Origin of the sequence: Micromonospora sp. NPDC047670 (assembly GCF_043204915.1) — a bacterium.
Taxonomy (GTDB): domain Bacteria; phylum Actinomycetota; class Actinomycetes; order Mycobacteriales; family Micromonosporaceae; genus Micromonospora.
Map to the genome: position 1 here is coordinate 19722 of NZ_JBIDDA010000004.1, position 15897 is coordinate 35618.

Sequence of the window (15897 nt, forward strand, 5' to 3'; positions counted from 1 at the left end):
GCCGCACGGGGCCCACGATGATCAACCGTGCCACTAGACTCACCGCGCCGAGCGGGAGCGGTCCCCGACCATCCCGACGGCGAGACGGGGGAGGTTGCCAGGTGCGGTTGCGACGACGGGTGGTGGCGGCCGGGGTGGTCGTCGCCTGCGCGGTGGGTGCGGCGGCGGTCGCCGGGATGCCGTTCGGTGACACCGACCGGGCGCCGGCCACGCCCACCGCCGCGGGGACCCCGGTCCCGCCGGGTGACGGCGCGGCCCCGGCGGCCGCGCCGGCCGGCGCGGACAGCGGGCTCGGTGGCCGCCCCGGCGGCGGCGCCACGCCGGGCGCGGCGGTGACCCTCCGGGCCCGCCCGGCCGCCGAGGTCGCCGGGGACAGCCCCGCCTCCGTCTCCTACCTGCGCGACCGCTACCGGGTCGACACCGACGAGGCGGTCCGGCGGCTCGCGCTCCAGGAGCTGTCCGCGCCGCTGGCCGCGTCGCTCGCGGCGGAGTTCCCCGCCGCGTACGGCGGGATGTGGCTGGACCAGGCCGCCGGGGGCGTGCTCACCGTCGCCGCCACCGGCGTCGAGCCGGTCCGGGCGATCGTGGCCAACATGCCGGACGCGGCGCACATCCGGGTCGTGCCGGTGCGCCACCCGCTGCGGCAGCTCACCGAGGCGGCGACCCGGCTGGCCACCACGCTCGACGCGACGGCCGGCGCCGACGTGGTGGTGGACGAGCGGGCCAACGAGGTGGTCGTGCTCACCGGCGACCGGATCCGCGCCGACGATCCCCGGCTGGCCGACGCGCTGCGCGCCGCCGGGGTGCCGGCCCGCGCCCGGCCCCGGATCGCCGGCGCCGTGGTGCAGAAGGCCTGCGACCCGCGCGACTGCGCGCAGGCGCCGATGCGCGGCGGCATCCGGCTGGACGTGCCGCGCGACGACGGCACCGTCGGCGGCTGCACGACGGGCTTCAACGTGCTCGTCGGGCTGCGCGACCCGTACGTGCTGACGGCGGGGCACTGCGTCGTCGGCGGGCGGCACCAACTGGTGGACCGCACCTGGCACCAGTTCCTCGGCCCGAAGGTGCCGGTGACCGTCGAGGCGTCGAGGCAGGGCCTGGCCGAGAACGCCTACCCGTACGACTACGCGATCATGCCGTACCAGGCGGGCGCGATCGGGAGGTGGGCGTACCCGGTGGGGGCCACGCAGGTGCCCAGCCTGGTGAACTACTGGTGCGTGCCCGACAACCCGCGGTGCGCCACGCGGGGCAGCGGCGACGTGGCGGTCACCGGGCACGTGCCGTGGAGCGCCATCCAGCCCGGCTGGGTGGTCTGCGCGACCGGCGCGGCGTACACGCCGAAGGCCGGCGAGCAGTACGTCGACTCCGGCGCCGGCGCCGGCTACCTGCCCGGCACCCGCTGCGGAGAGATCATCGGCAAGACCAGCGGCGGCATCGACGTGCGCATCTGCGCCCGACCGGGCGACAGCGGCGGCCCGCTCTTCACGGAGGCAGACGGCAAGGCGCTGGGCATCCTGTCGCACGGCGACCCGGGGCAGGGCGCCTGCACCAACCCGAACGAGCGGAACTCCTACGCCCCGGTCTCCACGATCCTCGACCGGGCGAACGCCCGCACCTACGGCGGGTTGCGGATCCGGCTGGCCACCAAGGGCCCGCTGAGCGGACCGGCCCTCCGCTGACCCGGCCGGCCCCGCGCCGAAGCACCGCCCGGGCCGGTCGCGGGCGGCGCCGGCCGGCGGTTCACCACCGGTCGACGTGCAGGACCTCGTCCAGGGGCTGCCGCCGCGCCGGCCGGAACCCCTGGCCGGTGTACCACGCGGTGGGGATCAGCGCGGCCTGGCGCACGGTCGCGGGCAGCCCGAGCAGCTCGGCGACCTCCGCCTCGTACGCCAGGTGCAGCGTGGTCCACGCGGTGCCGAGGCCGCGCGCCCGGGCGGCGAGCATGTAGCTCCACGCGGCTGGCAGCACCGACCCCCAGAGCCCGGCCTGGTTGCCGGCCGGCAGCTCGCCGCCGTCGATTTGGAGGCACGGCAGGAGCAGCACCGGCACCTGCCCCATCCGGTCGGCGAGCCAGGCCACGCTCTCCCCCACCCGGCGCTGCTCCTCGGCCCGCTCCGGGTCGTCGGCGAAGAGCCGGGCGGCCGAGCCCTCCGAGGCCAGGTAGCCGTGCGCCGCGCGCTGGTAGATCCGGCCGACCAGGTCCCGCTTCGCCGGGTCGGTGACCACGACCCACTGCCAGCCCTGCCGGTTGGACCCCGACGGCGCCTGCAGGGCGATCTCCAGGCACTCGCGGACCAGCTCCATCGGCACCGACCGGGTGAGGTCCAGCCGCCTGCGGACCGAGCGGGTGGTGGTCAGCAGCTCGTCGGGGCCCAGCGGGAGTGTCGGCACGAAATCCATCGTGGCACGCCGGAAAACCGTGGTCCGGCCGTTGTCCGCTGCCTACTACCATCGACGGATGACTGATACGGCGAGGACGGCCCGCGCCGGCGTCCCCGAGCGTCCGACCCTGGACGGGCTCGAGGAGACCTGGGCGCGCCGCTGGCAGGAGGAGGGCACGTACGCGTTCGACCGCTCGAAGGAGCGCTCGGACGTGTACGCGATCGACACCCCGCCGCCGACCGTATCGGGCGAGCTGCACATGGGACACGTCTTCTCGTACACGCACACGGACCTGGTGGCCCGGTTCCAGCGGATGCGCGGGCGGGCGGTGTTCTACCCGATGGGCTGGGACGACAACGGCCTGCCGACCGAGCGCCGGGTGCAGAACGTCTACGGCGTGCGCTGCGACCCGGCGCTGCCGTACGACCCGGACTGGCGGGCCCCGCAGACCCCGGTGGACGAGGCGGCCCGCAGAGACCCGACCCCGATCTCCCGGCGGAACTTCATCGAGCTGTGTGAGCGGCTGACGATCGCCGACGAGCAGGTCTTCGAGGAGCTGTGGCGGCGGCTCGGCCTCTCCGTCGACTGGTCGCTGACGTACACGACGATCGGGCGGGCGGCCCGGGCCACCTCGCAGCGCGCGTTCCTGCGCAACCTGGCCCGGGGCGAGGCGTACCAGGCGGAGGCGCCGACGCTCTGGGACGTCGGCTTCGCCACCGCCGTCGCCCAGGCGGAACTGGAGGACCGGGAGCGCCCCGGGGCGTACCACCGGCTGCGGTTCGCCGGGCCGGGCGGGCGCGAGGTGCTCATCGACACCACCCGGCCGGAGCTGCTGCCGGCCTGCGTGGCGCTGGTCTGCCACCCCGACGACGAGCGGTACGCCGACCTGGTGGGCGGCACCGCGCGTACGCCGGTGTTCGGGGTCGAGGTGCCGGTGCGGGCGCATCCGCTGGCGGACCCGGCCAAGGGCACGGGCATCGCGATGGTGTGCACGTTCGGCGACCTGACCGACGTGACCTGGTGGCGGGAGCTGCGGCTGGACACCCGGGTGGTCGTCGGCCGGGACGGCCGGCTGCTGCCGGAGCCGCCCGCCGGGGTGCCGGCGCAGCCCTACGCGGCGCTGGCCGGGCAGACCGTCAACGGGGCCCGGCGGACGCTGGTGGAGCTGCTGGCCGACGCCGGCGACCTGGTGGGCGAGCCGCGCCCGATCACCCACCCGGTCAAGTTCTACGAGCGCGGCGACCGGCCGCTGGAGATCGTCTCGACGCGGCAGTGGTACCTGCGCAACGGCGGCCGGGACGCGGGGCTGCGCGACGAGCTGCTGGCCCGGGGCGGGGAGCTGCGCTGGGTGCCGGAGCACATGCGGCACCGCTACGAGCACTGGGTGGGCGGCCTGACCGGTGACTGGCTGGTCAGCCGGCAGCGCTTCTTCGGCGTGCCGGTGCCGGTGTGGTACCGGCTCGACGACGCTGGCGAGCCGGACTACAGCCACCCTCTCACGCCGGACGAGTCTTCGCTGCCGATCGACCCGTCCAGCGACGCCCCGCCCGGGTTCGAGGAGGCCCAGCGCGGCCGGCCGGGCGGCTTCGTCGGCGACCCGGACGTGCTCGACACCTGGGCCACCTCGTCGCTGACCCCGCAGATCGTGGGCGGGTGGGAAACCGATCCGGACCTGTTCGGCCGGGTCTTCCCGATGGATCTGCGCCCGCAGGGGCAGGAGATCATCCGCACCTGGCTCTTCTCCACCGTGGTCCGCGCACACCTGGAGCACGGGGTGCTGCCGTGGCGGGACGCGGTGCTCTCCGGCTGGATCCTGGACCCGGACCGCAAGAAGATGTCCAAGTCCAAGGGGAACGTGGTCACCCCGATGGCGCTGCTGGAGCAGCACGGCTCCGACGCCGTGCGGTACTGGGCGGCGAACGGCAAGCCCGGCATGGACCTCGCCTTCGACCCGGCCCAGATCAAGGTCGGCCGGCGGCTGGCCACCAAGCTGCTCAACGCGTCGAAGTTCGCCCTCGGGCTGGGCGCCGCCGACGCCCTGCGCGCCCCGGCGACCGAGCCGCTGGACCGCGCCACGCTCGCCGAGCTCTCCAGCGTGGTCGCCGCCGCGACGTCCGCGCTGGAGGCGTACGACCACACGGCGGCGTTGCAGGTCGCGGAGAGCTTCTTCTGGCGGTTCTGCGACGACTACATCGAGCTGGTGAAGGAGCGCGCCTACGGCTCCGGTCCGGGGGCGGACTCGGCCCGGGCGGCGCTGGCCACCGCGCTCTCGGTGCAGTTGCGGCTGTTCGCCCCGGTGCTGCCGTACGTGACCGAGGAGGTCTGGTCCTGGTGGCGGTACGGCTCGGTGCACCGCGCGCCCTGGCCGACCGTCCACGAGGTGGGCCGGGCGATCGAGGGCGCGGGCGAGCCGGAGCTGCTGCGGCTGGCCGGCGACGCGCTCAGCCAGGTGCGCCGGGCCAAGTCGGAGCGGAAGCTGTCGATGAAGGCGGAGGTGCCGCTGGCCGAGGCGCTCGGCCCGGCGGCCCTGCTGGACCAGCTCGCCGTGATCGCCGACGACCTCCGCGCCGCCGGCCGGATCACGAAACTGGACCTGCTCCCCGACCGCACCACCGAGCTGGTGGTCGCCTGCGCCTTCTGACCGCGGCCGGCTGGGCCCGGCCGGCCGGGCGGCAGGACCCGCACGACGGCGGGGACGTGGTGGTCTCCCACGACGGGGAGGCCACCACGTCCCCGGCCTGCCACCTCGCCGCCACCGGCGGGCTCACCAGCCGCGCAGCAGGCGCAGACCGAGGAGGAAGCCGACGACGGCGGGACCGACCAGCAGGGTGATCGCCTGGAGGCGGTACGGCATCCGGTGCCGGGTCAGCTCCACCGCGTTGCCCAGCACGATCACCCCGGCCAGCATCAGGACCGCCCCCCACATCGGCGCGGCATCGATGTCGATCAGGTCAACGCGGGTCAGTTGCAGCGTCCCGCCGAGCAGCAGGGCGCCGGCCAGCGCCAGCAGGGCGACCGCCCGGTGCAGCCCCCGTGCCAACGGGTGGACCAGCCGCCAGTGGTAGGTGCCGGCGACCGCCAGGCACGGCAGGATGACCATGACGGGCCAGCCCCGGCCGACCACGCCGAACATCAGCAGCGCCCCGACCGCGAACACCAGCGCGCCGAGGCAGGCGACCACGTAGCCGGCGAAGGCCCGCCCGCCGCCCCGGGCCAGCAGCGGCCCGCCGGCGGCGGCGATCAGCGCGCCGGGGATCAGCACGAACCCGGCCCACCAGTGGAAGCGCCCGGTGGCCTGGGCGGCAGTGGTGGTCGCCGCCGCCGCCAGCCCGGCCACCGCCAGGCTGATCATCCGGTGCCGGCCGGCACCGGGGTAGGAATCGCGCGACATCAACAGACCCGCTTCCGCACTCACGCCCACAGCCTCGCCCAGGGGCGCGACCCGGTCCATCCGGCCAGCCCTACCATCACCGCCCGGGCGGCGGCCCGCCGCGCGTCGTCGCCCGCCCGGCCGCCCGGGAGGGCCGGCGGGACGCGCCACGGCGCGCCGCCGGACCCGCCGCCCGGGCCGTCGTCACGCGCCGGTCAGCTCGTCTCGCCGGCCACGCTGTACGAGCGAAGCCGGTCGATCGCCAGCACGGTGAAGCCCACGCTGATCAGCGCGGCCATCACCGCCGCCACCGGGACCGAGACGCTGGTCTCCAGCAGCCCGGTGGGCGCCAACCGGTCGGCGAGCGCGATCACGTACTGCTGGATGGAGAGCACCTTGGTGCCGCTGACGAAGTTGCCGAGCAGGCCCTCCCAGATGAGCACGTAGACCAGGCCGAGCAGCACGGGCCGCCGGGTGAGCAGGCTCAGCGCCACGAACAGCGCCGAGTACGCCAGCGCCCCGACCGCCGCGGCGGCGGCGAGCGCCAGGCCGAGCCGTGCCGAGTGGGCCAGCACGCCCGCGACGTAGAGCGGCACGGCGACGGTGACCGCGCTCACGCCGGTGGCCACGGCCAGCTTGGGCAGCACGATCTGCCAGCGTGGCAGCGGCTTGGTCAGGATGTGCACGACCGTGCCGTCGTCGATCTCGGCCCCCAGCACGCCGGTGCCGACGATGAGGGAGACCACCGGGAGCACGACGGCCAGACCGAGGCCGACCAGCACGGGCGGGCCCCACTCCCCCGGATCCACCCCGAGCGAGCGGGAGAGCACGGCGAGCAGCACCAACACCACGGGAAGCGGCAGCAACAGAAGGAAGCGGCGACGCCCGAACAGCCCCCGCGCGGTGATCCAGGTAACGGTAGACATGCTCAGGCCTCCACCAGGTAGGAGAAGACGCTCTCCAGGGACTCGTCCTCGGGCACCAGCTGCCGCACCCGGATGCCCTTCGCCAGGGCGATCTTCGGCAGCGCGCGGGTGAACGCGCCGTAGTCGCCGGCCCGCACGGTCAGCCCCGTGCGGCCCAGCTCCACGCCGGTCACCGACGCCTCGGCCATCAGCGCCACGGCGAGCGCCCGGTCGTCGGTGGAGTGGACGGCGAACACGTGCGGCCGGTTGGTCATCAGCCGGCGGATGGTGCGGAAGTCGCCGGAGGCGGCCAGCCGGCCGGCGACCATCACCTGGACGGTGCCGGAGACCTGCTCGACCTCCTCCAGGATGTGCGAGCTGAACAGGATCGTCCGGCCCGCGTCGCCGAGGCGGTGCAGCAGTTCCATCATGTGCAGCCGCTGGCGCGGGTCCATCCCGTTGAACGGCTCGTCCAGCAGCAGCACCTGCGGCTCGTGCACCAGCGCGGCGGCCACCCGGGCGCGCTGCCGCATGCCCTTGGAGTACGTGCCGATCCGGCGGTCCTGCGCTCCCTCCATCTCCACCAGGGCGATCGCCCGGCGGGCCGCCGCCTCCGGGTCCGGCAGCCGGTGCAGCTTCGCGCTGGCCAGCACGAACTCGTACGCGGTGAGGAACGTGTGCACCGCCTCCCGTTCGCTGACCAGGCCCAGCCGGCGGTAGACCTCCGGGTTGCGCCAGGTGGGCCGGCCGTCGAGGGTGACCGCGCCCCGGGACGGGGCCAGGAAGCCGGCCATCATGTGCAGCAGGGTGGTCTTGCCCGCGCCGTTGGGGCCGAGCAGCCCCGTGACGCCCGGGCCGAGGCGCATGCTGACGTCGTTGACCGCGACCACGTTGCCGTACCAGCGGGAGACGCCGGCGAGGTCCAGGGTGCTGGCGGCGGCGGTCGCGGCCCCGGTCGCGGGTTCGGTGCTCGTCGTGGTCATCGGGCGGCCACCTTCCGGTATCGCAGCAGCAGCAGGGCGACGCAGCCGGCCACCAGCAGCACGGCCGCGGCCGCGTAGACCGGGCCGAAGTCGCCGATCAGCATTCCGCTCTGGCCCTCGGGCACCAGCAGGTCACCGAGCGCCCAGGTGCCCACGCCGCCCACCAGCGTCGACGGCGAGGCGAGGAAGGCCAGTTCGTTCACCGCCCGGGACGGCATGATCGACAGGGTGCCGACGATCGGCGTGGTCATCAGGAACACCGCCACGATCCCGCCGGCCGCGAACGCCCGCTTGCCGGTCAGCGAGGCGACCAGCAGGCCGATCGAGGCGAAGACCACCGCCCAGAGCCCGGCGTAGAGCAGCCCCGGCAGCAGGTCGAGCAGCTCGTTCCACACCCCGCGCATGCCGGCGTCGGTGGTGAAGGCGGCGCCCAGGAACATCACCAGCTGCGGCCCGCCGAGCAGCAGCCAGAGCGCCGTCGCCATCGCCAGCAGCTTGGCCAGCGGGTAGTCCGACCGGGGCAGCGGCCGGGAGAAGTAGAGCGGCAGCACCCCGCTGCGCAGGTCCCGGGAGACCAGCTCGGGGGCGACCACCGCGACGAAGAAGATGACCAGCCAGCTCATGTTGTCGGCGAACTGGGCGTAGGTCATCACCACCTCGCCGATCTGGCTGCGCACCGCGGTGACGCCGGCGGCCACCAGCGTGACGATGCCGACCACCAGCCAGGGGAAGATCTTGGCCTTGGCGCTGCGGCCCAACCCGAACGCGGTACGCAGACCGTGCAGGTAGAGCGCGCCGAAGACCTGCCGGCGCCCCAGCCGGGGACCGGTGTAGCGCTGGTATCCGATGTCGTGGATGACGCCGGTGGGCTCAGGCATGGCTGGGCTCCCTCGTGGCGAAGAGCTCGGCCACCCGGTGCCGGCGCTGGTCCAGCCGGTGCAGCGGCAGGTCCAGCTCGGCGACCGCGCCGAGGATGAGGTCGTAGGTGGCGTCGTCGGCGAGCTCGACGAGCAGCAGCCGGCCGTCCCGGCGTACCGGCAGGCGCAGCGCGGCGAGCCGAGCGGCCAACTCCTCGGTGCCCTCGCTGACCTCGACGGCGAGCAGGTCGGTGGCCGAGGTCATGGCGGAGATGCGGTCGGCGCGCAGCAGCCGCCCGCCGTCGATGGCGACCAGGGTGTCGCAGATCCGCTCCACCTCGCCGAGCAGGTGCGAGCAGACCAGGACCGAGATGCCGAACTCGGTGCCGATCCGGTGCACCAGCGCCAGCATGGCGTCCCGGCCGGCCGGGTCGAGGCCGTTGGTCGGCTCGTCGAGCAGCAACAGGTCGGGGTCGTGCACCAGGGCCTGGGCGAGTTTCACCCGCTGCTTCATGCCGGTGGAGTAGCCGCCGACGGGGCGGTAGCGCTCCTCGTAGAGCCCGACGTGCCGCAGCGCCTCCGAGGCCCGCTCCCGGGCGACGGTGCGCGGCAGCCCGCTCATCCGGCCGAGGTGGGTGACGAGTTCGGCGGCGGAGAGGTCCGGCGGCAGGGCGTCGTGCTCGGGCATGTAGCCGACCCGGGCGCGGACCCGGGCGGAGTCGACGGTCGGGTCGAGCCCGAGCACCCGGACCTGCCCGCTGGTCGGGGCGAGGAGGCCGAGCAGGATCTTGATCAGCGTGGACTTGCCGGCGCCGTTCGCGCCGACCAGTCCGATGATCCCCGGCTCGACCGCGACGGTCAGGTCGGCCAGCGCGGTGACCCCACCCCCGTAGGTCTTGGTCAGCGACTCGGTCGCGATCAGTGTCACGACGTCCAGCGTAGGAGGCGGGGGCCCCCGTGGGCAGCGGCACGCCCCCGGCGCTCCCCTGATCCTTGCGGCCCGCGCCCCCTAGGGTCCGCGCCCGCCGGGTGAACCTCGCCGAAACATCCGGGCAACCGGATCGGCGGGTGACGCGTCCACCCTAGAGCGGTTCGCCGCTGCCCGGGGCGGGCCGAGGGGCCTGCCGGGGCCGACCGACCACGGGGGAGAGCATGATCGGCGGTACGACGATGCCCAAGGTGAGTGTGGTGGTGCCCACGCACGACAGCGGACCACACCTAGACAGTCTCGTGGCCTCGCTGCTGCGCCAGTCGCTGCCTGCGACGGAGTACGAGGCGGTCTTCGTCGACGACGGCTCGACCGACGACACGCCCGCCCGGCTGGAGAGGCTCGCCGCCGAGCACCCGCACTTCCGGGTGCTGCGCACCGGGAACTCGGGCTGGCCGTCCCGGCCACGCAACCTCGGCGTCGCGCACGCCCGGGGCGAGTACGTGGTGTTCGTCGACGACGACGACTGGCTCGGCGACGAGGCGCTCGAACGACTGTACGACTGCGCGCGGGCCCACGGCGCCGACATCGTGATCGGCCGGATGGCCGGGCACGGGCGCGGCGTGCCACGGGAGCTGTTCCGGCGGAACCGGTTCGACGCCACCCTGGCCAACTCGCCGCTGATCGACAGCCTGACCTGCCACAAGATGTTCCGCCGCGCCTTCCTCGACGAGCACGGGCTGCGCTTCCCGGAGGGTTGGCCGCGGCGTCTGGAGGACCACCGGATGGTGGTGCGGTCGTACCTGCTGTCCCGGCGGACCTGCGTGCTGTCGGACTACACCTGCTACCACCACGCGCGCCGCGGCGACGCCGGGAACGTGACGGCCACCCGGCTGGACCCGGCCGAGTACTACGCCAGCCTGCGGGAGGCGCTGGACATCGTCGACGCGCACACCGAGCCGGGGCCGCTGCGCGACCGGCTGCACCGCCGCTGGCTGCGCAACGAGATGCTCAACCGGGTACGCGGCAAGCGGATGCTCGACGCCCCCGAAGAGTGGCTGACGCAGGTCGTGCGGGAGATCCAGGAGGTGATCCGGGACCGGTTCGCGCCCGGCGTCGCCGCCGGCCTGCCCCCGCTGCAACGGGTGCTGGCACACCTCCTCGAGCAGGGCCGCACGGCCGACCTGCGTCGGATGGCCGAGTGGGAGGCCGGCGTCCGCGCCGCCGGCGCCGTCGAGCGCCACGACCTGTCCGGCACGACGCTCACCGTCACCGTCTCCGCCCGGTTGGAGTCGGCCGGCCGGCCCGTCACCTTCGCCTCGGACGATGACCGGGACGTCCTGGTGCTGCCGGTCGACGGCCTCGACCCCGCGCTACGGGAGGTGACGGCCCCCCTCGGCCGCAGCAGGCTCGACCTCGTCGCCCGGCACCAGGAGACGAGAGAGGAGGTGTTCCTGCCGGTCACGGCCGACCACCGCTGGGTGCCCGGCCCCGCCGGCGAGCGGCACCTCCTGCACCGCGCCGTCGCCACGGTCGACGCCGCCGCCCTCAACGGGGGCCGCACCACGGGCACCTGGACGCTCAAGGTCCGCGTGACCAGCGCCGGATGGGCCGAGGACGCCCACCTGCCGCTGCGGCTGCGCTTCACCGCCGACGGCGCCGTCCCGGTGGTGGAGGACGAGCGGGCGCTCTGGTACCGGCTGCGCCGGGCCGTCGGGCGCCGGATCAGACGGCGCTGACCCGCGGCGCCGGGCCGGGCCGGAACGCGACCGGCCACTTCGCGACGCGCGGCCGATCGGGGGCGGCGGCAGGACATCGAACACGGTGCGCCAGGTGACAGGGGACGGCCCGGCCGCCAGACTGTCCACATGCACACCCGCTTGTTGCGCATGCCGCTGACCTGGGTGGTGGTCGTCGCCCTGGCCGCCGGTTCGGCGCTCGGCCTCTACTGGTTCCAGCCGTGGAAACTGGTCACCGACGCCGAGGTCGACGAGGCGCTCACGACCGTCGAGCCGGCGCCGGCCCCGACCGCTTCCACCACCGGCGCGACCACCCCCACCGGCCCGGTCCTGGTCAGCCGGGGCGAGTTCGTGACCCACGAGCACGACACGTCCGGCAGCGCCCGGATCGTCCGCACCCCCGACGGTCGGCACCGGCTGGAGTTGGTCGGGCTGGCCACGTCCAACGGCCCGGACCTGCGGGTCTGGCTCACCGACCAGCCGGTGCGCCCCGGCACCGCCGGGTGGCGGGTCTTCGACGACGGCCGGTGGGTCGAGCTGGGCCGGCTCAAGGGCAACCGGGGCGACCAGGGGTACGAGATCCCGGCCGGTGTCGACCTGACCGGCCTGACCAGCGTCTCGATCTGGTGCAAGCGGTTCGCCGTCTCGTTCGGCGCGGCGCCTCTGGCCGCGCCCCGTTGACCCGTCGGCCGTCGTCCGCGTCGGCGCGCACGGCGTGGAGTGGCGCTCTCGACCGATCGCCGACAGGCTGAGAAACTGTGTGCCGGTCAGTGGGTTGGGGGATGGATGAGCAACAGCTGGGTGCTGCCCGACGAGGTGCTCCGGGACGCGCCGGCGTACACGCCGCGCCCCGGCGAGCTCGCCGACCTGGAGCTTCTGTTGACCGGGGCGTACGCCCCGCTGACCGGCTTCATGACCCGCGCCGACCTGGTCTCCGTCAGCCGCCGGAGCCGGCTCGCCGACGGCGCCCCGTGGCCGGTGCCGGTGACGCTCCAGGTGCCCTCGACGCTCGCCCAGGGCCTCGACCCGCGCGACGAGGCACGCCGCGCCCTGGTGCTGACCGACGGCGAGGGCGCGCCGATCGCGGCGCTGGAGGTCGCCGACGCCTGGCAGGTCCGTGACGGGGTGGCGGGCGTCGGGGGCCCGGTCCGCCGGCTCGGCGACGGCGGCCACGGCCCGTTCCAGCGGCTGCGCCGCACGCCCGAGGAGGTACGCGCGCTGCTGCCCCCCGGCCGGGTGCTCGGGGTGGTCGCCGACCGCCCGCTGCACCGGCCCCAGCTCGCCCAGATCGCCCACGCAGCCCGGACGCTCGGCGCCCACCTGCTGGTGATGATCCCCGTCGGCGAGGGCGGCACCGGCGGGCTGCCGCCGGAGGCGCTGGTGCGCGCCGTCTTCGCCGCCCGGGACCGGATGCCGCCGGCCACGCTGGTCGCCGTGCCGCTGTCCCGCCGGCGCGACGAGATCAGCGACGCGCTGCTGCGGGCCCGGGTGTCGGCGGCGTACGGCGTGACGCACCTCCTCTCCACCGGCGAGATGCTCTCCGGCGCAGGTCTGCGGGTGCTGGTGCCGCGCGAGCTGGCCTACGACAACCGCGACGGGCAGTGGCGCTGGCGGGAGGACATCCCGCCCCGCAACCGGCGCCTGGCGCTGACCCAGCCGGAGATCGACGACCTGCTGGATCGGGGCTTCCCGCTGCCCGAGTGGCACACCCCGCCGGCGGTGGCGAAGGAGCTGGCCCGGGCCCGGCCGCCCCGGCGGCACCGGGGCCTGGTGGTCTTCCTGACCGGGCTCTCCGGCTCCGGCAAGTCGACCATCGCGCGCGGCCTCGCCGACGCGCTGCGCGAGCAGGGCGACCGGACGATCACGCTGCTCGACGGCGACGTGGTACGCCGCGAGCTCTCCGCCGGCCTGGGCTTCAGCAAGGCCGACCGCGACCTCAACGTGCGGCGGATCGGCTGGGTGGCCGCCGAGATCGCCCGGCACCGCGGCGTCGGCATCTGCTGCCCGATCGCCCCGTACGCCCAGGCGCGCGCGACCGCCCGGGAGATGGCCCTGGCCGCCGGGGCGGGCTTCCTGCTGGTGCACGTCGCGACCCCGCTCGAGGTCTGCGAGCAGCGCGACCGCAAGGGCCTGTACGCCCGGGCCCGGGCCGGCCTGCTCACGGGGATGACGGGCATCGACGACCCCTACGAGGAGCCGACCGACGCCGACCTGGTCGTCGACACCAGCGACCTGACGGTCGACGAGGCCGTCGAGGCCGTCCTGCACCACCTGACCGAGACGGGTTGGGTCGAGCCCAAGCTCCAGTCCATCTGATCCGCACCCGTTTCCTTCCGTGGGTCGCCCACACGCGCTAGTGTTCATCTTTGTTCGAACACGTTTGACCGCGTGGGAGCGCGCGGGAAGCACGGAGGTGTGGCGGATGCTCGCTCAGCAGCGCCAGGCGGCCATCCTGGACCGCGTGCGCGCCACCGGCGGGGTGCGGGTCACCGAGCTGGCCGCCGAGTTCGGCGTCTCCGACATGACCATCCGGCGCGACCTGGAGGCGCTGCACGAGCGGGGCCTGCTGGCCAAGGTGCACGGCGGCGCCACGGTCGCCGGCCCCGGCTCGACCGACGAACCGGGATTCCGGGCCAAGTCGGTGCGGCAGCTGGCGGAGAAGGCGGCCATCGCCGGACGCGCGGCGGAGTTGGTCCGCCCGGGCGCCGCGATCGCCCTCTCCGCCGGCACCACCACCGCCGAGCTGGCCCGCCGGCTGGTCGACGTGCCGGGCCTGACGGTGGTCACCAACTCGCTGCCGGTGGCCGAGATCCTGCACGCCGGGGGCCGTTCGGACCAGACCGTGGTGCTCACCGGCGGGGTGCGTACGCCGTCCGACGCCCTGGTCGGGCCGCTCGCCGTCGGCGCGATCCGGTCGCTCCACCTGGACCTGCTCTTCCTCGGCGTGCACGGGATCACCGAGCGGGCCGGCTACACGACCCCGAACCTGATGGAGGCGGAGACCGACCGGGCGCTGGTGGCCGCCGCCGACCGGCTGGTGGTGCTCGCCGACCACACCAAGTGGGGCACGGTCGGCATCTCCTCCATCGTCGAGCTCTCCGCCGCCCACGTGCTGGTCACCGACGACCAGTTGCCCCCCGACGCGCGGCGGGCGCTCGACGACCGGGTCGGCGAGCTGGTGATCGTGCCGGCGACGGACGGGGAACGGGCGGTCGGCCGCACGGTGGCCGCCGCCACGGCGACGACGGAGGGAGTGGCACGGTGAAGCGCACCGCGATCGAGCTGGCCGACGGCCGCGAACTGATCTACTTCGACGAGCGGGACGACGCCGTCCGCGACCAGCCGGACCGCCGCGAGTTGCCCCCGCCACCGCCCGCGTCGCAGCTGCGCCACGATCCGTTGACCGACGAGTGGGTGGCGGTGGCCGTGCACCGGCAGACCCGCACCTTCCTCCCGCCGGCCGACCAGTGCCCGCTCTGCCCCAGCACCGCCGAGCGGCACAGCGAGATCCCGGCGCCGGACTACGACGTCGCGGTCTTCGAGAACCGGTTCCCGTCGCTGAGCGGCCGGGTGGCCGACGAGCCGGCCGAGATCACCCCGTTCACGCCGGTCCGACCGGGGCGGGGCCGCTGCGAGGTGGTCTGCTTCACCGACGACCACAACGCCTCCTTCGCCGGCCTCCCGCCGCGCCGGGTGCGCACCGTGCTCGACGCGCTCGCCGACCGTACGGCGGCGCTCGGCGAGCTGCCCGGGGTGGAGCAGGTGTTCTGCTTCGAGAACCGGGGCGTGGAGATCGGCGTGACCCTGCACCACCCGCACGGCCAGATCTACGCGTACCCCTTCGTGACGCCGCGCACCCGGGCGCTGCTGGCCGCCGCCCGCCGGCACGCGGAACGCACCGGCGGGCGCAACCTCTACGCCGACGTGCTCGCCGCCGAGCGGGCCGCCGGCGACCGGGTGGTCACCGCCAACGAGCACTGGACGGCGTACGTCCCGGCGGCGGCGCGCTGGCCGTTCGAGGTGCACGTGGCCCCGCACCGGCCGGTGCCGGACATCCCGGCGCTCGACGACGCCGAGCGGGACGCCTTCGGGCCGCTCTACCTGGACGTGCTGCGCCGCTTCGACGGGCTGTTCGACATGCCGATGCCCTACATCGCCGCCTGGCACCAGGCCCCGGTACGCGTCGACCGCGAACTGGGCCACCTGCACCTGCAGCTGTTCAGCATCCGGCGAGCGAAGGACAAGCTGAAGTACCTGGCCGGCTCGGAGTCCGGCATGGGCGTCTTCATCAACGACATCGCCCCGGAACGCGCCGCCGAACTCCTCCGCGCCGGGTGAGTCACCGAACCCCTCCGCACTGAGGCGGCCTCCGGGCACGCGGGGTGGCGGTACGGATCCTTCAGCCAGCGGCCCGGCCGGTGTTCCGGCTGGTGCGCCGGCTGGCCCGCGCCGCCGGCATCCCGGCCTGTGACCGGAGGCGCGAACCCGGACATCGACTTCCGGGCCGAGGCGCGCCCCGGACAGGGCGCGGGGCCCGGGCCGGGACGGGGCCGGGACGGGCGCGCGGGGCGCGGGAGGGGGGCCGGGACGGGGTGCGGCGCGGGGCGCGGGACGGGGCCGGGACAGGGCGCGGGGGGCCCGGGACAGGGCCCCCCGCAGGGAAGGGACGGCTGGCTGTGCGCGACAGCCGGGAAGGCTGGCTGATCGGCACGCTTGCCGCGAGGCGACCGCGG

13 protein-coding genes are annotated in these 15897 nt (G+C 75.0%); 7 read left to right on the forward strand and 6 right to left on the reverse strand.

Annotated features, from left to right (window positions below; translation table 11 throughout):
- Positions 1–101: 101 nt before the first annotated feature.
- Complete coding sequence (locus ACGF7U_RS11180) at positions 102–1679, forward strand: trypsin-like serine protease (RefSeq protein WP_393105360.1); 1578 nt, start codon at positions 102–104, stop codon at positions 1677–1679.
- 61 nt (positions 1680–1740) lie between these two features.
- Here ACGF7U_RS11180 and ACGF7U_RS11185 read toward each other — a convergent pair whose 3' ends face one another.
- On the reverse strand, positions 1741–2400 hold the full coding sequence (locus ACGF7U_RS11185) for a nitroreductase family protein (RefSeq protein WP_393105362.1): 660 nt from the start codon (positions 2398–2400) through the stop codon (positions 1741–1743).
- A 58-nt stretch (positions 2401–2458) separates the two neighbouring features.
- Between ACGF7U_RS11185 and valS the strand changes: the two genes are divergently transcribed.
- On the forward strand, positions 2459–5023 hold the full coding sequence (valS, locus tag ACGF7U_RS11190; protein WP_393105364.1) for a valine--tRNA ligase: 2565 nt from the start codon (positions 2459–2461) through the stop codon (positions 5021–5023).
- Positions 5024–5146: 123 nt separating this feature from the next.
- Here the strand turns inward: valS and ACGF7U_RS11195 are convergent, their stop codons facing one another.
- From ACGF7U_RS11195 to ACGF7U_RS11215, 5 genes are all read right to left on the reverse strand, one after another.
- Positions 5147–5797, reverse strand: a complete 651-nt coding sequence (locus ACGF7U_RS11195; protein WP_393105366.1) for a hypothetical protein — start codon at positions 5795–5797, stop codon at positions 5147–5149.
- A 170-nt stretch (positions 5798–5967) separates the two neighbouring features.
- Positions 5968–6678: an ABC transporter permease gene (locus ACGF7U_RS11200; protein WP_393105368.1), complete on the reverse strand. Its 711-nt coding sequence runs from the start codon at positions 6676–6678 to the stop codon at positions 5968–5970.
- 2 nt (positions 6679–6680) lie between these two features.
- The gene (locus tag ACGF7U_RS11205) at positions 6681–7640 is read right to left on the reverse strand and encodes an ABC transporter ATP-binding protein (protein ID WP_393105370.1); all 960 of its coding nucleotides are present in this window, start codon (positions 7638–7640) and stop codon (positions 6681–6683) included.
- Entirely contained in the window at positions 7637–8518 is an 882-nt protein-coding gene (locus tag ACGF7U_RS11210) for an ABC transporter permease (protein WP_393105372.1), read from the reverse strand. The genes ACGF7U_RS11205 and ACGF7U_RS11210 overlap by 4 nt, the downstream gene beginning before the upstream one ends.
- Positions 8511–9425, reverse strand: a complete 915-nt coding sequence (locus tag ACGF7U_RS11215; protein WP_393105374.1) for an ABC transporter ATP-binding protein — start codon at positions 9423–9425, stop codon at positions 8511–8513. Before ACGF7U_RS11215 ends, ACGF7U_RS11210 begins: the two co-directional genes overlap by 8 nt.
- Positions 9426–9667: 242 nt before the next feature.
- Here ACGF7U_RS11215 and ACGF7U_RS11220 point away from each other — a divergent pair, with 242 nt between their 5' ends.
- The 5 genes from ACGF7U_RS11220 (at position 9668) to galT (ending at position 15502) form a co-directional block, all read left to right on the forward strand.
- Positions 9668–11164 carry a glycosyltransferase gene (locus ACGF7U_RS11220; protein WP_393105376.1) on the forward strand — a complete coding sequence of 499 codons (1497 nt, stop codon included), beginning with the start codon at positions 9668–9670 and terminating at the stop codon, positions 11162–11164.
- A 129-nt stretch (positions 11165–11293) separates the two neighbouring features.
- Positions 11294–11845 (forward strand): DM13 domain-containing protein, encoded by a 552-nt coding sequence (locus ACGF7U_RS11225; protein ID WP_393105378.1) that lies wholly within the window; start codon positions 11294–11296, stop codon positions 11843–11845.
- Positions 11846–11950: 105 nt separating this feature from the next.
- Positions 11951–13480: an adenylyl-sulfate kinase gene (cysC, locus tag ACGF7U_RS11230; RefSeq protein ID WP_393105380.1), complete on the forward strand. Its 1530-nt coding sequence runs from the start codon at positions 11951–11953 to the stop codon at positions 13478–13480.
- A 106-nt stretch (positions 13481–13586) separates the two neighbouring features.
- Entirely contained in the window at positions 13587–14429 is an 843-nt protein-coding gene (locus ACGF7U_RS11235) for a DeoR/GlpR family DNA-binding transcription regulator (RefSeq protein WP_393105382.1), read from the forward strand.
- Positions 14426–15502: a galactose-1-phosphate uridylyltransferase gene (gene galT / locus ACGF7U_RS11240; protein ID WP_393105384.1), complete on the forward strand. Its 1077-nt coding sequence runs from the start codon at positions 14426–14428 to the stop codon at positions 15500–15502. The genes ACGF7U_RS11235 and galT overlap by 4 nt, the downstream gene beginning before the upstream one ends.
- Positions 15503–15897 lie beyond the last annotated feature (395 nt).

Excerpts from the sequence above, each read along its gene's own strand:
- ACGF7U_RS11185 (WP_393105362.1), bottom strand. The coding sequence starts at position 2,400 with ATGGATTTCGTGCCGACACTCCCGCTGGGCCCCGACGAGCTGCTGACC.
- valS (WP_393105364.1), top strand. The coding sequence starts at position 2,459 with ATGACTGATACGGCGAGGACGGCCCGCGCCGGCGTCCCCGAGCGTCCG.
- ACGF7U_RS11200 (WP_393105368.1), bottom strand. The coding sequence starts at position 6,678 with ATGTCTACCGTTACCTGGATCACCGCGCGGGGGCTGTTCGGGCGTCGC.
- ACGF7U_RS11205 (WP_393105370.1), bottom strand. The coding sequence starts at position 7,640 with ATGACCACGACGAGCACCGAACCCGCGACCGGGGCCGCGACCGCCGCC.
- ACGF7U_RS11210 (WP_393105372.1), bottom strand. The coding sequence starts at position 8,518 with ATGCCTGAGCCCACCGGCGTCATCCACGACATCGGATACCAGCGCTAC.
- ACGF7U_RS11220 (WP_393105376.1), top strand. The coding sequence starts at position 9,668 with ATGCCCAAGGTGAGTGTGGTGGTGCCCACGCACGACAGCGGACCACAC.
- ACGF7U_RS11225 (WP_393105378.1), top strand. The coding sequence starts at position 11,294 with ATGCACACCCGCTTGTTGCGCATGCCGCTGACCTGGGTGGTGGTCGTC.
- cysC (WP_393105380.1), top strand. The coding sequence starts at position 11,951 with ATGAGCAACAGCTGGGTGCTGCCCGACGAGGTGCTCCGGGACGCGCCG.
- ACGF7U_RS11235 (WP_393105382.1), top strand. The coding sequence starts at position 13,587 with ATGCTCGCTCAGCAGCGCCAGGCGGCCATCCTGGACCGCGTGCGCGCC.